Annotated in this window: 12 protein-coding genes; 10 read left to right on the forward strand and 2 right to left on the reverse strand. The window is 53.6% G+C overall.

Features of this window, described 5'->3' with window-relative positions; all coding sequences use genetic code 11:
* Window positions 1-201: 201 nt before the first annotated feature.
* Together LQZ21_RS13595 and LQZ21_RS13600 are read right to left on the reverse strand one after the other, a co-directional pair.
* Window positions 202-1,299 carry a protein-glutamate methylesterase/protein-glutamine glutaminase gene (locus tag LQZ21_RS13595; protein WP_411045075.1) on the reverse strand — a complete coding sequence of 366 codons (1,098 nt, stop codon included), beginning with the start codon at window positions 1,297-1,299 and terminating at the stop codon, window positions 202-204.
* A gap of 123 nt (window positions 1,300-1,422) precedes the next feature.
* Complete coding sequence (locus LQZ21_RS13600) at window positions 1,423-2,244, reverse strand: CheR family methyltransferase (RefSeq protein ID WP_411045065.1); 822 nt, start codon at window positions 2,242-2,244, stop codon at window positions 1,423-1,425.
* Between the two features lie 203 nt (window positions 2,245-2,447).
* On the opposite strand from LQZ21_RS13600, the gene pyrG reads away from it, so the two are divergent.
* The 10 genes from pyrG to LQZ21_RS13650 form a co-directional block, all read left to right on the forward strand.
* A complete protein-coding gene (pyrG, locus tag LQZ21_RS13605; RefSeq protein ID WP_411045066.1) occupies window positions 2,448-4,082 on the forward strand; it encodes a CTP synthase in 1,635 nt (544 codons plus the stop codon).
* A gap of 5 nt (window positions 4,083-4,087) precedes the next feature.
* Complete coding sequence (gene lptC, locus LQZ21_RS13610) at window positions 4,088-4,720, forward strand: LPS export ABC transporter periplasmic protein LptC (protein WP_411045067.1); 633 nt, start codon at window positions 4,088-4,090, stop codon at window positions 4,718-4,720.
* A complete protein-coding gene (locus LQZ21_RS13615; RefSeq protein ID WP_411045068.1) occupies window positions 4,710-5,408 on the forward strand; it encodes an LptA/OstA family protein in 699 nt (232 codons plus the stop codon). The genes lptC and LQZ21_RS13615 overlap by 11 nt, the downstream gene beginning before the upstream one ends.
* Before the next feature lie 2,077 nt (window positions 5,409-7,485).
* Window positions 7,486-8,226 carry an LPS export ABC transporter ATP-binding protein gene (gene lptB / locus LQZ21_RS13620; RefSeq protein ID WP_411045076.1) on the forward strand — a complete coding sequence of 247 codons (741 nt, stop codon included), beginning with the start codon at window positions 7,486-7,488 and terminating at the stop codon, window positions 8,224-8,226.
* Window positions 8,227-8,762: 536 nt separating this feature from the next.
* On the forward strand, window positions 8,763-9,302 hold the full coding sequence (locus LQZ21_RS13625; RefSeq protein WP_411045069.1) for a hypothetical protein: 540 nt from the start codon (window positions 8,763-8,765) through the stop codon (window positions 9,300-9,302).
* A gap of 405 nt (window positions 9,303-9,707) precedes the next feature.
* Window positions 9,708-11,237, forward strand: coding sequence for a ribonuclease Y (rny, locus tag LQZ21_RS13630; protein WP_411045070.1), 1,530 nt, complete (start codon window positions 9,708-9,710; stop codon window positions 11,235-11,237).
* A 1,180-nt stretch (window positions 11,238-12,417) separates the two neighbouring features.
* A complete protein-coding gene (locus tag LQZ21_RS13635; RefSeq protein WP_411045071.1) occupies window positions 12,418-13,026 on the forward strand; it encodes a reverse transcriptase domain-containing protein in 609 nt (202 codons plus the stop codon).
* A gap of 26 nt (window positions 13,027-13,052) precedes the next feature.
* Window positions 13,053-13,565 carry a reverse transcriptase domain-containing protein gene (locus tag LQZ21_RS13640; RefSeq protein ID WP_411045072.1) on the forward strand — a complete coding sequence of 171 codons (513 nt, stop codon included), beginning with the start codon at window positions 13,053-13,055 and terminating at the stop codon, window positions 13,563-13,565.
* A 924-nt stretch (window positions 13,566-14,489) separates the two neighbouring features.
* Window positions 14,490-15,875 carry a TrpB-like pyridoxal phosphate-dependent enzyme gene (locus tag LQZ21_RS13645; RefSeq protein ID WP_411045073.1) on the forward strand — a complete coding sequence of 462 codons (1,386 nt, stop codon included), beginning with the start codon at window positions 14,490-14,492 and terminating at the stop codon, window positions 15,873-15,875.
* Between the two features lie 406 nt (window positions 15,876-16,281).
* On the forward strand, window positions 16,282-17,929 hold a 1,648-nt coding region (locus tag LQZ21_RS13650), incomplete at its 3' end, for a methyl-accepting chemotaxis protein (RefSeq protein ID WP_411045074.1).

Below are 17,929 nucleotides of genomic sequence, written 5' to 3' on the forward strand. Positions count from 1 at the left end.
GAATGAAGAAAGAGAGGAATTAGGAGTGAGGAATGAAGGTTGGCCTCAATTCCTCACTTTTAACTCCTCTCTCCTCTCTTAATTCTTCTTCGCCTTATGCGCCTTTGTGGTTATTTCTTCCTATTTCTTCTTCGTTCGTGGTGTTCGAGTGGTTCGTGGTTAATTATCTTCCCCGGTTCGTGGTTAGCCTGAAAACTGCCCCTATCGGGGGGTTTTGGCTATGGCGCAGATACGGCTGGCCATTTTTTCCAGGGATACCTGTTCCATCACATGCCCCAGCTCAAAGGCCACCCGGGGCATTCCGTAAACCACGGCGCTGGTCTCGTCCTGGCCCAGGGTGATGCCCCCCTCTTTATAGATGGTACCCAACTGCTGGGCGCCGTCCCGGCCCATGCCGGTCATGATCACCCCCAGGGCGTGGTTGGTATAGGTCATGGCCACGGACGCAAAAAGCACATCCGCCGAGGGCCGGTGTCCGCTGACCAGGGGATCATCGGAAAGGCGGACAAAGAAATTGGTGGATTTCCGCTCCACCTCCAGGTGTTTATTCCCCGGGGCGATGAGAATCCGGCCCGGTTGGATCAGGTCCCCTTCCTCCGCTTCTTTAACATCCAGGGGGCATATCCGGTCCAGGCTTTTGGCAAATTCCGTGGTAAACCCCGCGGGCATGTGCTGCACCACCAGGATCGGTTGTTTTAAATCCGCATCCAGCTTGGAGAACACCACCCGTAACGCATCGGGTCCGCCGGTGGAAATACCAATGGCGATAACCTCGGTATTTCCGGGTTTTCTGATGGGAGTCGGGGGTTTAGCCGGGACCTGCGGCAGCATGGTTCCCAGGGCGGAGGCGATCTTATGGGCTTCCGTAAGGGCCGGGGGGGCCTCGGTCTTTTTGACCGGCTCCGGGGCAGGAGTTTTTTTGCCCTGGGTCCGGCGATACTGCCCGCCGTACCCCAAAAGCATACCCACCAGGGTGTCTTTGACCGTATGAATATCCTCCGATATCGAACCAGAGGGCTTTTGAATAAAATCACTTGCCCCCAGGGCAAGGGCTTCCATGGTTATTTCGGCACCCCGGCGGGCAATGGAGGAAAGAATAATCACCGGGATGGTAATTCCCCGCTTTTTACGCTCCTTGAGGAATTCGATACCGTTCATTTCGGGCATCTCCAGGTCCAGGACAATAACGTCCGGATTAACCCGGGGTATCTTCTGCAGCGCAAACACCCCATTCATGGCCCGTTCCGCCACCTTCAGCCCCGGGGTCGCCTCTACCATCTTGGATATCAGATTACGCATCAACGCGGAATCATCAACAACTAATACAGAAACTTCGTCAGCCACAGATATACTCCTTACGATTAGCTGGGATTCTTAAAACAGGCCGGTTCAAAATGGCATGGATTCCGGAACCACCTCATATTAGACAAATTTCCTATAAAGGGTCGCCCATTGGGTTTTTACAAACTCAAATTTAGTGGCCATCCCAAAAAGGGATTCCGAATGACCGATAAACAGAAAGGATTTGGCCGCCATGGAGTCCCAAAACCGGTTTACCACCGCGGTTTGGGCCGCCTCGTCAAAGTAGATCAACACATTCCGGCAAAAAACAATGTCCAAATTCCGTAAGCCCGAATCATTCTTTAAATTATGATAGTCAAACCGTATTTTCGACATCATATCCGCATGGATCTTATAGCCGCTCTCAACCTTGTCAAAATATTTTTTGAGGTACGCATCGGGGATCCCCGTCACCCGGGTGTCCGAGTAAAAACCTTCCTTCCCGGTCATAAGACATTTTAAGCTGATGTCACTGGCAACAATTTCGAATTTCCAGGGGGGAGGGAGGATCTCATTCAGCAGCATAGCGATGGTATAGGGCTCTTCCCCGGTAGAACAACCGGCGCTCCAAACTTTTATACTAAAATTACCGCTCGCTTTCTTTATTTTAAGTAATTCCGGCACCACATGGTGTTCCAGCGCGTCAAAATGGGCTTGATTACGGAAAAATCGGGTTAAATTCGTCGTAATTGAATCCAGGAAATTCTTAAGCTCTTCCTTATCCTTGGTAATGGTATCAAAATAAATCCGAACCGAGGAAATTCCCTTCTCCCGAAGGCGTTCTTTCAGCCTGCTTTCCAGAATAGAACGGTTGGTTGCCGTAAAATGGATACCGCTCTCATTATAAATGAGCTTCCGGTACATCTCAAAATCGGCATCAGTAAAAAACACATCATCAGCCATACTACTATAGTAAGGAGTGGATTAATCGCTGTCAATCTATATTCTCAAAAATTAGCCGATAATAAATAAAAGAACCTGGGGAAACCCCTATGTTTTTAGGGATAACCCTTTCCCAAAGCCCGCCGTGTTTTGGGAAAACCTGGATCTCCCCTTGTTTTGGGGAGTGTTAACGAATGGACTGAGGTCCGGGATGATGATTTTACATGAATAAGTTTATTTTTGTCTCAGGGGGTGTATGTTCCAGCCTTGGTAAAGGGGTGGCGGCTTCATCCTTGGGGGCGTTACTCGAAGGCCGGGGACTTAATGTCCGTATGGTTAAATGCGATCCCTACATCAATGTGGATGCCGGCACCATGAGCCCCTACCAGCACGGAGAGGTGTATGTTACCGATGACGGGGCCGAAACCGACTTGGATCTGGGGAATTATGCCCGGTTTACCTCCGGATCCCTCTCCCGGAGTAATTCGATTACCACCGGTCAGGTTTACGATTCGGTGATCCGCAAGGAACGGGAAGGCCGGTATTTGGGCCGCTGCGTCCAGGTGATTCCCCATATTACCGACGAGATAAAAAGCCGGATCCAGGCGGTGTTCCGGGAAGACGCGGATACCGATGTGGTGATCGTGGAAATCGGCGGTACCGTGGGGGACATCGAGTCCATCCCTTTTCTGGAGGCCGCCCGGCAGCTTATTCATGAATCGGGCAAAGCCAATGCCATTTCGGTCCATCTTACCCTCATCCCCGAGGTTGCCGGAGGGGAACTCAAGACTAAACCCACCCAGCACTCGGTAAAGGCCATGCAGGAACAGGGAATTCAGCCGGACATCCTTATCTGCCGGGCGCCGGTGATGTTGGACGAGCCAACCCGCCGGAAAATCGCCCTTTTTACCAACATGGATCCCGATGCGGTGTTTACGTCTTACGATGTCGATACGACTATTTATGAAATACCCCTGATCTTCTTTGAGCAAAAGCTCGACCAGGTGGTGCTTAAAAAACTGGGGGTTGAGAGCCGGCATGCCAATCTTTCCCCCTGGTATTCCATGATGGAGCGGTTTAAGAGCCGGAACGGGAAGGTCCGGATTGGCATTGTGGGTAAATATATGGACCTCCATGACTCGTATAAATCCGTCTACGAGGCGCTGTTCCATGCGGGATTGGCCGGCGGGGTAGAGGTGGAACTGGTTAAGATCGATTCCTCCCGGCTGGAAGGGTCGGATCCCCCGGAAAATATCCTGGGAACAACCGGGGAGGATGCTGAAATAGACGGTATCCTGGTACCCGGCGGGTTTGGTCAGCGGGGGATCAACGGTATGGTCAAGGCCGCGGCCTGGGCCCGGGAAAACAAGATCCCCTATTTCGGCATCTGTCTGGGGATGCAGATCATGGTTATCGACTGGGGACGGAACGTATTGGGCTGGGAGGATGCGGATTCCACCGAATTCAACCAGGATACCAAACATCCCGTTATCAGCCTTTTGGAAGAACAGGTGGATGTAAAAAATTACGGAGGTACCATGCGGCTGGGGAAAAGCGAATCCGTGGTCCAGGGGGGCAGCCGGATCCTGACGGCTTACGGAGAAAAAAATATCTTTGAACGGCATCGGCACCGTTATGAATTTTCAAACAAATACCGCAAGGAAATGACCGAATCGGGGCTTTTGCTTACCGCCTTTACCCCTGACGGAAGTTTGGTGGAGTGTACCGAATGGCCGGAACATCCCTGGGGGGTGGGAGTTCAGTTCCACCCGGAATTTAAATCCAAGCCCACCGCCGCAAGCCCCCTGTTCAGGGACTTTGTCGCCGCGGCCCGGGACAGAAAGCAGTCTCTAAGGTAAGGCGTATGAGTCATTGTTTATCTTCCGGATTCCGCTTGAGATCGCTCCGGCCAGTAGTATTATTGGGGCTTTTTCTGTTACTATTGAGTTGCAGCTTTGATTATGGAATGATAACTATGGAGGAGGATTCCCCGGATCTGCTGATGAAAGACACCGAATATGTCCGGGTACGGAACGGGGACCCCATTGTACGGGTTAAGGCCAAACAGGTGGAACGGTATGATAAACGGCAAACCATGGAGTTGGACACCTTTTCCTTTGAACAGTTTGAGGAGCACGGAGAAAAGGTCAACGCCATAGGCAGCGCGGGCACCGCGTCGATGGATCTAAATTCAGGGGACATCCGGTTGGGTGGAAAAGTAACGATATCGGTGGATTCCGAAGATATTGTCATAGAGACCGATGCTATTGAATGGAAGGACCGGGAGCGTTCCCTGTCCGGTCAAGAGGATGTGGCGGTGGATATATACCGGTCCGATGGGACGAGTTTTACCGGCAAGGGCTTTTCCGCGGATCTGCGGTACAGAACCTGGACTTTTTCCGGGGGCGTTGAAGGGCTTTATATCCACGATGATGAAAAAGACGGAGAGGAGATTGGGTTTCGCAGTATTCTTCCGGAGGGACTATATGATGAGTAAAAAATTCCTGAGGGGGATGGTTTTGGCCAATACCGGTAATTTCCTATTCCACGGAGATACGTTTGTTCCGCGGCGCTTCATGAAAATGCTCTTTCTTCTTGCCCTGGGTGGCGTTTTAACCCTTTCCGCCCGAGCCGATACCTTTACTTTTAAGGCGAATCACATGAGCGGAGGCCGGGCATCAGGAAAGGAAGTCACGGTGCTTTCGGGAAACGCGGAGGTTCAGTCCGATAATCTCCTCCTCACCGCGGACCGGATCGAACTCCAGGGGGATAATAATCAATATATAGAATGTTTTGGCAATGTTCAGGGCAGGGATGAGGAAAAGGATATTCTTTTTATTACCGAGCGGTTACGCTATGACCGGAACCTCAAAATAGCCCGATTGGAAGGGGATTCTACCCTGGAGGACCGAAAAAATGAAATTGTTGCCAAGGGCCGTTTTATAGAATATGACGATCAGGCGGAATTGACGGTTTTTCAAATATCGGTACGGCTCTTTAAGGATACCATGGTATGCCGTTCGGAATACGCGATATACCGGCGGGAGGAAAAACTCCTGGATCTTTCCGGGTTTCCGGTAGTATATAAAGATAGCGACGAATTCAGGGCCGATAAGATCCGGGTGGATCTGGATACCGATGACGTAACCATGGAAGGTTCTGTTTCAGGTTCCATAAAGGGATAGCCGCGTGAGCGACGACTCCATGAGGAACGACCAAGGTTCCTCAAAAGGCAGCGGCGCCCCGGCCCGGCCCGAAGCGGCTGCCCAGCCAAGAGCGACCGTCCAGCCCGGTACGGCGGCGCGGCCGGGGGCGGTGGCACCGCCAAGAACGACAATCCAGCCCAAAGCGGTAACTCAGCCGGCAGCGGCCCAGCCTCATACGGTGGCGCGGCCGGGGACGACTGCACAGCCAAAAACGGCGGCTCAGCCTAGTATGGCGGCGCGGCCGGGGGCGGTTGCACAACCCAGAGCGACAGTTCAGCCCAAAGCAGTAACTCAGCCGGTAGCGGCCCAGCCTCATACGGTGGCGCGGTCGGGGGCGGTTGCACCGCCAAAAACGGCGGCTCAGCCTAGTACGGTGGCGCGGCCGGGGGTGGTTGCACAGCCAAGAGCGGCAGTTCAGCCCAAAGCGGCGACCCAGCCCGGTACGGCGGTGCGGCCGGGGGCGGTTGCACCACCAAGAGCGGCGGTCCAGCCCAAAGCGGCAACCCAGCCTAGTACGGTGGTGCGGCCAGGGGTGGTTGCACCGCCAAAAACGGCGGCCCAGCCTCATACGGTGGCGCGGCCGGGGGCGGTTGCACCACCAAGAGCGACCGTCCAGCCCAAAGCGGCAGCCCAGCCCGGTACGGCGGTGCGGCCGGGGGTGGTTGTACCGCCAAGAACGGCAACCCAGCCTAGTACGACAGCACAGCCGGGAGCGGTTGTACAACCAAGAGCGGCAGTTCTGCCTAAAACGGCGGCCCAACCCAGTACAGTAGCACGGTCAGGAACGGTTACCCAGCCAAGAACGACCGTACAGCCAAAAGCGGCGGCTCAACCCAGTATGGCGGCGCGGCCGGGGGCGGTTGCACCACCAAGAGCGGCGGTCCAGCCCAAAGCGGCAGCCCAGCCTAGTACGGTGGCGCGGCCAGGGACGGTTGCACCGCCAAGAACGACCGTACAGCCAAAAACGGCGGTACAGCCTAGTACGACGGCGCGGCCGGGAGCGGTTGTACCGCCAAGAGCGGCAGTTCAACCCAGTACGGTGGCGCGGCCAGGGACGGTTGTACCGCCAAGAGCGGCAGTTCTGCCTAAAACGGCAGCCCAGCCCAGTACGACGGCGCGGCCGGGGGCGGTGGCACCGCCAAGAACGACCGTTCAACCAAAAACGGCGCCCCAGCCTGGTACGGCGGCGCAGCCAGGGGCGGTAGCACCACCAAGAACGGCAACCCAACCCAGTACGGTGGCGCGACCAGAGGCGGTTGCCCAACCAAGAGCGACTGTCCAGCCAAAAACGGCAGCCCAGCCCGGTACGGCAGTGCGGCTGGGGACAGTTGCACAGCCAAGAGCGGCAGTTCTGCCTAAAACGGCGGCCCTACTCGGCAAGCTTGGGGTGGTTATTCTGCCAACAACGGTGACTCAACCTAGTACAACGGCGCGGCCAGGGGCGGTTGCACCGCCTAAAACGGCGGCTCAACCCAGTATGACAGCACGGCCGGGAGCGGTTGCACAGCCAAGAACGGTAACTCAGCCCAGTACGGTAGCGCGGCCAGGGACGGCTGTACAGTCCAAAGCGGCGGTCCCGCCCGGTACGACGATGCGGCCGGGGACAGTTGCACCGCCTAAAACGGCGGTCCAGCCTAGTACGGTAGTGCGGCCGGAGACGACTGTCTCGCCAAAAACGGTGGTCCAGCCTGGTATGGCGGTGCGGCCAGGGGTGGTTGTACAACAGCCAAGAACGGTAGCCCAGCCTGGTACGACGGCGCGGCCGGGGACGGTTGCATCGCCAGAAACGGTGACACGGCCAGCGGCGGCTCAGCCGGAGGTTCAGCCTGAGGCGGTTATACTGACTGAGCAGGAGGAACAGGCCAAAGCGACCGAGGTCTGGCCGGAGGAGTCTTGGACCGCGATCCCAGCCGATATGGAAGGTGCTGTTTCGGATCAGGCTGAGCAATCTGATGGCGATTTGCAGCTGCGGGATACCCTCGATACCGTGGCGCCGTCCGTTTCAGCCGGCCAGATAAGTGATGAGGGCAGTGACGCGGAGCGTGGTCAGGATATTATCGCCTCGAAGGATTTGCATGTATTGAAGGTCACCAACCTCCACAAACGGTTCGGCCGCAAGGAAGTTGTCAGGGGCGTCAATTTTTCCATGCATAACGGCGAAGTAGCGGGACTTCTGGGCCCCAATGGCGCGGGGAAAACCACTATTTTCTACATGATTGTCGGCTTCTATAAGCCTACCACGGGATATGTTTCCCTGGATGAGGTAAATATCACCAAAAAACCCATGTTCCGTCGGGCGCGGCAGGGTATCGCTTACCTGCCCCAGGAAGCTTCCATTTTTCGCAAACTTTCGGTGGAACAAAATATCTGGGCTATCCTGGAAAGCCGCCGGGACCTGAATACCAAAGAGAAAAAAAAGCGCCTGGAAGCCTTGCTGGAGGAGTTCGGCATAACCCGGATACGGGCTCAGCTGGGCTATACCCTTTCCGGCGGGGAACGGCGGCGGACCGAAATCGCCCGGGCCTTGGCCACGGAGCCTAAATTCCTTCTCTTGGATGAACCCTTTGCCGGTATAGACCCTATTGCGGTATTTGAAATAAAGCAGATCATCCGCCGCCTGGCGGAAAAGGGTATCGGCATCCTCATCACCGATCACAATGTCCGGGACACCCTGGAAATAACCACCGAAGCCTTTATCATCAACGAAGGTACCATTGTTGCCCGGGGAGACCGGGATGTGATCCTGGCGGACGAAATGGTGCGGGAAGTATATCTGGGCTCCGAATTCAGGATGTAACGGCGTTCAGCACTAATAAATAACCACAAACAGGGGGAATAATTAACCACGAACTCTTGCTTCGATATCTTGGAATTTAACCTGAATTCTGACCTTTGTTTGTGAATAAAAAGAAGAGAATTCGACCACAAAGGCGCAAAGTAGACCGCTCTGCGGTCAATTAAAGGAGAAGAAGGAAGGAAGAATTAAGAGAGAGCGGGAGGAATGAAAAGTGAATGTTGGCCGTTATTCCTGGAATTTCCTTTGTTCGTGTGGTTTGTGTAGTTCGTGGTTAAATTCTCAGCTTAAATTAACCGCGAAGTAGACCGCTGTGCAGTCAATTAAATGAGCGTAAGGCGCAAATACTTCATTTTTCCCTGTTTTCGACTTCCTTCTTCGCCTTTGTTCGTGTGGTTCGTGTGGTTCGTGGTTTTTCCTGTCCTTTCCTGTCCTTTGTTGAAACTGAGAATGGCCGGTTCTAAATTTGGCTCAATTTTCTTTCCTTTCTTTCTTTATAATAGTACCTTTTAAGTAGACATTAACCTGTGGAGGGTAGTATGAAGTGTCCGAAATGCGGAAAAGAAATTAGTATCAAAGCGGAAATAGCCGCGGAATTGGCTAAGGCCAAGAAAACGGATCGACTGACCAACGAAGAGAAGGCGAAAAACAAGGCGTATTATTTCAAGGTTGAGCTGGACAGCCACAAAAAGCGGGTCATCAAAACCAAGCTGATGGAAAAAGATTTTGATGCCATGGTTCCTGAAAAGGCCGAATTGCTGAAGGGTCAGCAGGTTTTTTCCTGTACCCAGGAGTATCTGGCCCCGGCGGATGCGGAACGGGCGAAAAAGGGACTGAACACGGAATTGGTTTCCGCAGTCAGGACCTGGATGGAAGTGAACGGCAACAAGATCCATACCAATGCTACCGCAGCGGAAATTAAGGAGATCTTGAAAAAATCTACCGCCCGCAAGGCCGCGTCCAAACCGGCATCCAAGGCTGCACCCAAGCCGGCAGTTAAGCCCGCCCAAAAGCAGCCCAATTCCGGCAATAAGCCTCCGAATTCCACGCCTTCGTACCAACATGTCTCTACCGTATAGGTATCTGGCGACGGAGCATCCGATCGGCTTCCCCCGGAGCCGACCGCTTACGGCCTGAAGGGTTTTCCCTGCGCCCTGGTGCCCACGGGCCGTAGCTCGTAGACCCCAGGGGGGAATAATTGACCACGAACCACACGAACACCACGAACGTTTGCTTCGATATCCTGGAATTTAACCTGAATTCTGTTCTTTATTCGTGTGGTTTGTGAGGTTCGTGGTTTTTCCGGTCCATTGATGAAACCGGAAATTGTCGGTATTTTAAATTCCGGCTTGACAATCAATCCTCTTTTACGGTATCCTAGATAGATATTATGTACTAGATGAGGCAGTTCCAATGCCCGATGGTCCGGAAAGCCACGGTTTTGGAACCCGCTCATATATTAAACAACGGTAAGGGGTGGAGTGATGGATTGGATACTGTGGATTATCCTCCCTCTTGCCGGGTTAACCTTAGGCTGGACCATTAGATGGCTGTATGCTAGATTCCAACTTACGGCGTCGGAACAACGCGCCGAACGTATTAAACAGGATGCGATAAAAGAAGCTGAAGCTAAGAAGAAGGAGATACTTCTTGAAGCAAAAGAACAAGTTATTCGCGAAAAAAACCAGCAGGAGAGGGAAACTCGGGAACGCAGGGCTGAGTTGCAGCGGTATGAACGCCGCGTTGTACAGAAAGAAGAAGTTATAGAAAAAAAGACCAGTCAGATAGAGAAGATTGAACAAGTTCTTGTTGATAAAGAGAAGAACTTACAAAACAGGGAACAGGCGATAAGCCTGGAGGAGGAACGGTACCGTTCAGAGCTGGAACGTATCTCCGGATTAACCGCCGATGAGGCGAAAGCGCTCATTATTCAGGATTTGGAAAATGAGGCGAAACACGATGCCCAGGCACTGATCAACAAGATTGAACAGGAAGCCAACCTGGCGGGGGAGAAAAAGGCCCGGGATATTTTGGTCGCCACCATTCAGCGCCTGGCAACGGAAGTTACCGGGGAAGTGACGGTAGCCACCGTTACCCTGCCCAACGACGAGATGAAGGGCCGGATCATAGGCCGGGAGGGCCGGAATATCCGTACCCTGGAAACCCTCACCGGGGTGGACATTATTATCGATGACACCCCCGAAGCGGTGGTCATTTCCTGTTTTGACCCGGTACGCCGGGAAATCGCCAAGGTGGCCCTGGAACGGCTCATTGTGGACGGACGGATCCATCCGGCCAGGATCGAAGAAATTGTTACCAAGGTGACCAAGGACATCTCCCAGAAAATCTTTGAGGAAGGGGAGAAGGTTCTTTTCGATCTGGGGATTCACAATATCACCCAAGATGCGATCCGCGCCCTGGGGCGGCTCTATTTCCGCAGCAGTTATGGGCAAAATGTCCTCTATCACTCCAAAGAAGTGGCGATCATCGCGGGGGTTTTGGCCGCCGAGATTGGCGCTAACCGGGAGCTGGCAAAACGGGGCGCCCTATTTCACGATATCGGCAAGGGGGTGGAATCCGATTCGGACTTGAACCATGCGGAAATTGGCATGGACATGGCCCGGAAGATGGGGGAGGACCCCCGGATTATCAATGCCATCGGGAGCCACCACAACGATATGGAGCCCTCCTGCATTGAGTCGGTATTGGTCCAGATCGCCGATGCTATCTCCGCGGCCCGGCCCGGAGCCCGGCGGGAGACCCTGGACAACTACATCAAGCGGCTGGAAAACCTGGAAAGCATTGCCGAGGGTTTTACCGGGGTGGAAAAAGCCTTTGCCATTCAGGCGGGCCGGGAACTGCGGATTATTGTCAACAACGAAGCGGTCAACGACGAACAATCCAGGGATCTCGCCAAGCAGATAGCAAAAAAGATAGAAAACGACCTCCGCTACCCCGGGAGGATCAAGGTAACCATCATCCGGGAAACCAGAGTTATCGAGTACGCCAGATAGAGCACGCGTAGCGGGTTAATTTGACCAGGCAGCGCGGCGTGGCCCCCTGCTACGGCCGCTGTCCCCAATAAAGGGCGGCCAATCTTTAGATTGGCCGCGGGGCCGCCCGATAAGGCCCGCGTAGCGGGTCGATCCAATAAAGGCAGCGCGGCGTGGCCCCCTGCTACGGCCGCTGTCCCCAACAAAGGGCGGCCAATCTTTAGATTGGCCGCGGGGCCGCCCGATAACGCACGCGTCAGCGGGTTGATTTGACCAGGCAGCGCGGCGTGGCCCCCAGCTATGGCCGCTGTCCCCGACAAAGGGCGGCCACTCTTTAGATTGGCCGCGGGGCCCCCGATAAGGCACGCGTAGCGGGTTAATTTGACCAGGCAGCGCGGCGTGGCCTCCAGCTACGGCCGCTGTCCCCGATAAAGGGCGGCCAATCTTTAGATTGGCCGCGGGGCCCCCGATAACGCCCGCGTAGCGGGTCGATCCAACAAAGGCAGCGCGGCGTGGCCCCCCCACTGCAACCAAAAAAATAACCACGAACCACATTGCGTCACGAAAGCTCGTGAGAGGAGGATATAGGAGAAACCTTTCAGCATGACCTTATGAGGGCCATAGGGGAACCTATGCACCTCATCCGGAAAGGCGTAGCGAACCACCGGAAGCGAGTCTTGCATGGGCCTTGGCGACAAGGTTTGTGAAGCGTAGACAGCGAGTATCAAGGCCGCGTGATAGAGCCCCGAAATGTGGCTATTACCGGAGGCTTTCGCTTTTGTGGTAGCGGGAGCAACAGTGGAAGGCAGGAACGGGCAGAGCGCCCATCGCTGGCCTGACACCTCGGTCGGGGTCGGAGAGCGGGGCAAAGGTACGGAAGGTCATACGGGAACGTGAGAGGTCTCACCGGTTCTGGAGGGTATAAGAGCCGCCAGAGGGTAGGCGGGGTACAAGTGGTCCAGGCTTTTTCCATCTCCGAGGGGAAAAGAGGCCGAATCAGGGAGGATGAGGCGACACGAACAGGAGGAGGAACTGTCCAGTACCCATGAACGAAGGAAGACGAAGTGAGCGGGGAAGACCGGTGAGAAGTCGTAGTACAGCCATAGTACCCATGAAACGGGGGAACCGAAACCGAGGGACCCTGACCTAAGCGGGGAGGGAAGGGCTGTACCGGGAAAAAGAATTGTCGGGAGGAAACACTATGGACACATCGATGTACTGGGAAAGGGTGTCAACGAAACAACGACAAATAGCGGAGACGGCCCGGAGAACCAAGGGGAAGAGCGTATTGAGTATCGCGCACTATATCGACGTAGAGTGGATGTACTGTGCATACGAGCTGACCCGGAAGGACGGGGCGGTAGGGATTGACGGAGTAGAAGCCGAAGCATATGCGGAACATCTGGGGGAGCAGCTGCAAAGTCTGGTAGACCGCTTAAAAAGCGGGAACTATCGGGCGCCGGCGGTAAGGCGGGTATATATCCCGAAAGCCGGAAGCAGCAGCGAAAAGCGGCCCATAGGGATACCAACCTTCGAGGACAAAATACTCCAGCGGGCGGTACACATGGTACTGGAGCCGATATACGAGGGGGAGTTTTACGACTTATCGTATGGGTTCAGGCCGGGGAAATCGGCCCACCAAGCCCTCAGCCACATCTGGAAGGAGACCATGAACATCAACGGAGGATGCATCATCGACATGGATATCAGCAAGTATTTTGACACGATACCTCATGAACAACTGCGGGAAATCCTGGGACGGCGGGTTAGTGATGGAGTGATACATCAGAAACGAAGTTTCTGCGGATAATCGGGAAATGGCTGAACGCCGGGGTCATGGAGGAGGGAACGGTACGGTATCAAAAGGCCGGAACCCCCCAGGGAGGAGTGATTTCACCATTGCTGAGCAACATCTACCTCCATGAGGTACTGGACGGATGGTTTGTGGAAACCGTGCAACCGCTTTTGAAAGGGAAATCCTTCATGGCGCGGTATGCGGACGACGCAATCATCGGGTGTGAGCGGGAAGAGGACGCCGACCGGATTATGAAGGTACTGGCGCTTCGATTTGCGAAATACGGATTGACGATACACCCGGAAAAGACCCGTCTGGTAGACTTCAGGAAACCGGAAGGAGACAGCCGCAATCATCCATTATTGGACGAAGTCGCGGAAGGGGCGCTGGATGGTCGGCAGGAAAACAGACCGGAAACGGTTTGCCCGGAGTTTGAACGCGATAGCAGCCTGGTGCCGGGAACACCGGCAACTAAGCAAACAAGAACAGCACAAGGAGCTGTCGCGGAAACTCCAGGGACACTATGCCTATTACGGAATATCGCTCAATTTTGACCGCATAGCGGAATTCAGTATGAGGGTATGCCGGGTATGGTATCAGTGGCTGGTCCGGCGGTCATCAAAGAGAAATCTGACGTGGGCGCAGTTCGGCGAATACCTGAGAAACTTTCCGTTACCGGCTCCAAGGATTGTACACTCGTATTGCTAAGCGAACCTTTTTCTCGAGGAACCGGATGCCTTAATTGGGCACGTCCGGGTCTGTGGGGGCTCCGGGTGGGTAACTGCCCGGTTCTACCCGGCCAAACCTCACGAACATTTCATTTGAAATCATACCTTCATTCATAAATATTGGCGATCTTCGATTAAACCCCACTGATTATGCCAGGTTATTTAACCAATTCAGGGTATCAACACTTTGATTTAACCGAGAATACTGATAAAATCACGAACAAACACGAACCCTCACGAACATTTCATTTGAAATCACACTTTCATTCATAAATCATGGAAATTTTCGCTTAAAACTCATTGATTATGCCAGGTTATTTAACGAAATCAGAGTACCGACACCTCGATTTAACCAAAAACATTGATAAAATCGCAAACCAACACGAACCCTCACAAAAATTTCATTTGAAATCATACTTTCGTTCGTAATTATCACTCATGTTACGCAAGGGTCCCAGGTAGCGATGAAATTTAACTACAAGCCATCATGAACAAGAAGACATTTCCAACAAAAAGTTCGTGATGTTCGTGTCGTTCGTGGTTAATCCTATTCTTCCTATCAGTTAATCCGCTAACCAGTACCCCAAAATTTCATACCCACGAGACTTCACTCCTATCTTTTCTCCCTTTATTTGCTTGATTTGTGGTTAAATTTCTTCATCCCCCTTGACATGAATGCGTAAAGTTTTTAGGATACCAATAATGTTTCTCTATATAGAAACATATAAATCGTTACTTTAGGAGAAAACAATGGCAACAAAAATCCCGACCCGGCTGTATCTTGCGGAAGATGAGCTGCCTCAATACTGGTACAACCTGCGGGCCGACATGCGGGAAAAACCGGAACCAATTTTGCATCCCGGGACCCTGCAGCCGGCTACGGCCGCGGACCTGGAAGCGGTATTTTGCAAAGAACCGGTTAAGCAAGAACTGGATGACACAAACCGGTATATAGCTATTCCCCCGGGGCTTTTGGAATTCTATAGGGCCTACCGGCCGGCGCCCCTGATCCGGGCCCGCTTTTTGGAAAAGGCCCTGGAGACTCCCGCGGAGATCTACTATAAACATGAGGGAACCAATACTTCGGGGTCCCATAAGTTGAATTCCGCCGCGGCCCAGGTCTATTTCGCCAAGGAAGAAGGGCTCAAGGCCCTGACCACCGAGACCGGCGCGGGGCAATGGGGCAGCGCCGTGGCCATGGCCTGCGCCTTTTACGGCCTGGACCTCACCGTGTATATGGTCAAGGTGAGTTCCGAACAGAAGCCCTATCGCAAGGCCCTCATCGAAACCTATGGGGCGAACCTGATCCCCTCGCCGTCGGATACCACCGAGGCGGGACGCAAGATCCTGGAGCGGGAACCCAACACCACCGGTTCCCTAGGCTGCGCCATCTCCGAGGCGATTGAGGCGGCGATGAAGACCGACAAGTGCCGTTACGTACTGGGGAGTGTCCTTAACCACGTATTGCTGCACCAGTCGATTATCGGCCAGGAAGTAAAGGCGGCCTTTGAAAAATACGGCATTAAGCCGGACATCATCATCGGCTGCGCCGGGGGCGGTTCAAACCTCGGCGGCTTAATCTCACCGTTTATGGGGGAAAAATTGGCGGGCAAATCCAATGTGCGTTTTATCGCCGTGGAGCCCGCGTCCTGCCCTTCCTTTACCCGGGGAAAATTTGCCTACGACTTCGGCGATACGGGAAAAACCACTCCCCTGCTCAAGATGTACACCTTGGGCAACGGTTTTATCCCCTCGGCGAACCACGCGGGGGGCCTCCGGTATCACGGGATGAATTCGGTGCTATCCAAGCTTTACCACGACGGTTTCCTGGAGGCCCGCTCGGAGGTGCAGACCGAGGTTTTCGACGCGGCGGTACGGTTCGCCAAGATCGAGGGCATACTCCCCGCCCCGGAATCCTCCCACGCGGTCAAGGCCGCCATCGACGAGGCGCTGGAATGTAAGCGTACCGGTGAGAAAAAGACGATCCTCTTTGGCCTGACCGGAACCGGGTACTTCGACATGACCGCCTACATGTCCTACAATGCCAAGACCATGGGGGACTACATCCCCACCGATGCCGATCTGGAACGGGGCTTTGCCACCCTGCCGGATATTCCCCAAAACAAGGGGGTGTAGCATAATGAATTAAGAAATTCACCACGAAGGCGAATAAGGCGAAAAAGGGGAGAAAGGAAGAAGAATTAAGAGAGGAGGGAGGAGATGGACTTTACCCCGTTAGGTAGACACCATTAAGCGACACCTTTTTCTCACTCCTAACTTTCTTAATTCCTTCCTTCTTCGCCTTATTCGCCTTTGTGGTTGATTCTCTTTAAGGCCCATGGTACCAGGCCGGATGGCGCCTTTGCGGTGAATTTCTTACTATTGTTCGTGAGTTTCGTAGTTTTTCCTGTCTTTTGTTCGTGGCGTTCGAGTGGTTTGTGGTTATTTTTCCTGTTTTTATAAAAAAAATTCCATGTAATTTAAATATTATCTCCCGGTGATGCGTCCCGGCGCGTTACCCTTTTAATTAGGGAGATCTGCTATGAAACTTAAAATCAAACTAACCGGAGTAATCGTTCTCTTGATGGCTGCCATTATCGCGATCATATCTATCGTGCTTTTAAACCGGGCCGCGGCCATTCAGACCATTGCCGCCCGGGAAAATATGGAAAATATGACCGGGCTTTACTCCAAGGATCTGCAAAACCATTACGAAAATTACCTGGATATGGCCAAGCTGCTGTCTCAAATCATGAGCAGTTATGATAGCGTCGATATCGAAAAACGCCGGCTGCGGTACAACGAGAATATGTTTCATGTCCTGAAATCCAATCCTCACCTGGTGGGAATCTATACGGTGTGGAAGCCCGGAATTATCGACGGCATGGATGCGCAATTCGCCAATACTCCGGGGACCGATGAAACCGGCGGCTATATTTCCTGGTATACCCGGGAATCGGGCGAGATCGAGCTGCGTCCCTACCATAATTACAAAGCCACCCTTGCCGATATGCCGGTCAAGGATATGATAAGCGATCCCGTACCCCGGACAGTTGACGGAAAGCGGATATTTTCCGTCTCCCTCGGTACCCCCATAACCGTGGAGCAGAAGGTGGTGGGCATGGTGGGAGTTAACATCAACCTCTCCTATTCCACTGAAATTATCGATAAAATCCGGCCTTTTGGCGTGGGAACCGCGGGGCTTTATGCCCATAACGGCCTTATTTTGGCCCACCATATACCCGAACGGATAGGTCAGGATTTTCGGGAAGCGGGAATGCAGAATTTCGGCGCCCAGGGCGTAAAACTCATTGAGGAATCCCTTAGTTCCGGGGCGCCTGTTTCCTTTAATTACCAGGACCGGATCATCCAGAGCTATCCCTTTATCATAGGGGAGGCTTCCACCCCCTGGACTATCCTTACCACCGTACCCCTCTCCACCGTATTGGATGACATACAGGTCATGCGGGCCTTCACCATCATCATGGCCATTTCGACCATTCTGGTGTCGGCGATCATCATCTTTATTGTGGTGTCCAGAGTCACCAAACCCATCGTCAATGTGGCCCTGACCCTCAAGGACATCTCCGAAGGGGAAGGGGACCTGACCAAGGCCATCACGGTTAAATCCCAGGACGAAGTCGGCGACCTGGCCCGGTATTTTAACCAGACCCTGGAAAAGATCAAAAACCTGGTGATAATCATCAAACAGCAGTCCGCCGCGCTTTTTGATATCGGGAATGAGCTGGTCACGAACATGACCGAAACCGCCTCGGCGGTCAATCAGATCACCGCCAATATCAAGAGTATCAAAAGCCAGGTGATCAATCAGTCCGCCTCGGTCACCGAGACCCATTCCACCATGGAGCAGATCACCGAGACCATCGATAAACTCAACAGCCACATAGAAAACCAGACCACCAGTGTCTCCCAGTCCTCCTCGGCGATTGAGGAGATGCTGGCCAATATCCAGTCCGTCACCAAGACCCTGGTAAAAAATACCGATAACGTCCGGGACCTGACGGAAGCCTCGGAAATAGGCCGGACCGGGCTGCAGGAGGTGGCCACGGACATCAAGGAAATAGCCCGGGAGTCCGAAGGGCTTTTGGAGATCAACGCGGTGATGGAAAACATCGCGAGCCAGACGAATCTGCTTTCGATGAACGCGGCCATAGAGGCGGCCCATGCCG

This window comes from Treponema sp. TIM-1 (assembly GCF_046533115.1).
Taxonomy (GTDB): Bacteria; Spirochaetota; Spirochaetia; order Treponematales; family Breznakiellaceae; genus JAIRMO01.

What these genes read in the sequence shown, in the direction of transcription:
- LQZ21_RS13615 (WP_411045068.1), top strand. Translation starts at nt 4,710, where the DNA reads ATGATGAGTAAAAAATTCCTGAGGGGGATGGTTTTGGCCAATACCGGT.
- LQZ21_RS13635 (WP_411045071.1), top strand. Translation starts at nt 12,418, where the DNA reads ATGGACACATCGATGTACTGGGAAAGGGTGTCAACGAAACAACGACAA.
- LQZ21_RS13595 (WP_411045075.1), bottom strand. Translation starts at nt 1,299, where the DNA reads ATGCGTAATCTGATATCCAAGATGGTAGAGGCGACCCCGGGGCTGAAG.
- LQZ21_RS13645 (WP_411045073.1), top strand. Translation starts at nt 14,490, where the DNA reads ATGGCAACAAAAATCCCGACCCGGCTGTATCTTGCGGAAGATGAGCTG.
- lptC (WP_411045067.1), top strand. Translation starts at nt 4,088, where the DNA reads ATGAGTCATTGTTTATCTTCCGGATTCCGCTTGAGATCGCTCCGGCCA.
- LQZ21_RS13600 (WP_411045065.1), bottom strand. Translation starts at nt 2,244, where the DNA reads ATGGCTGATGATGTGTTTTTTACTGATGCCGATTTTGAGATGTACCGG.
- rny (WP_411045070.1), top strand. Translation starts at nt 9,708, where the DNA reads ATGGATTGGATACTGTGGATTATCCTCCCTCTTGCCGGGTTAACCTTA.
- LQZ21_RS13625 (WP_411045069.1), top strand. Translation starts at nt 8,763, where the DNA reads ATGAAGTGTCCGAAATGCGGAAAAGAAATTAGTATCAAAGCGGAAATA.
- pyrG (WP_411045066.1), top strand. Translation starts at nt 2,448, where the DNA reads ATGAATAAGTTTATTTTTGTCTCAGGGGGTGTATGTTCCAGCCTTGGT.
- LQZ21_RS13640 (WP_411045072.1), top strand. Translation starts at nt 13,053, where the DNA reads ATGGAGGAGGGAACGGTACGGTATCAAAAGGCCGGAACCCCCCAGGGA.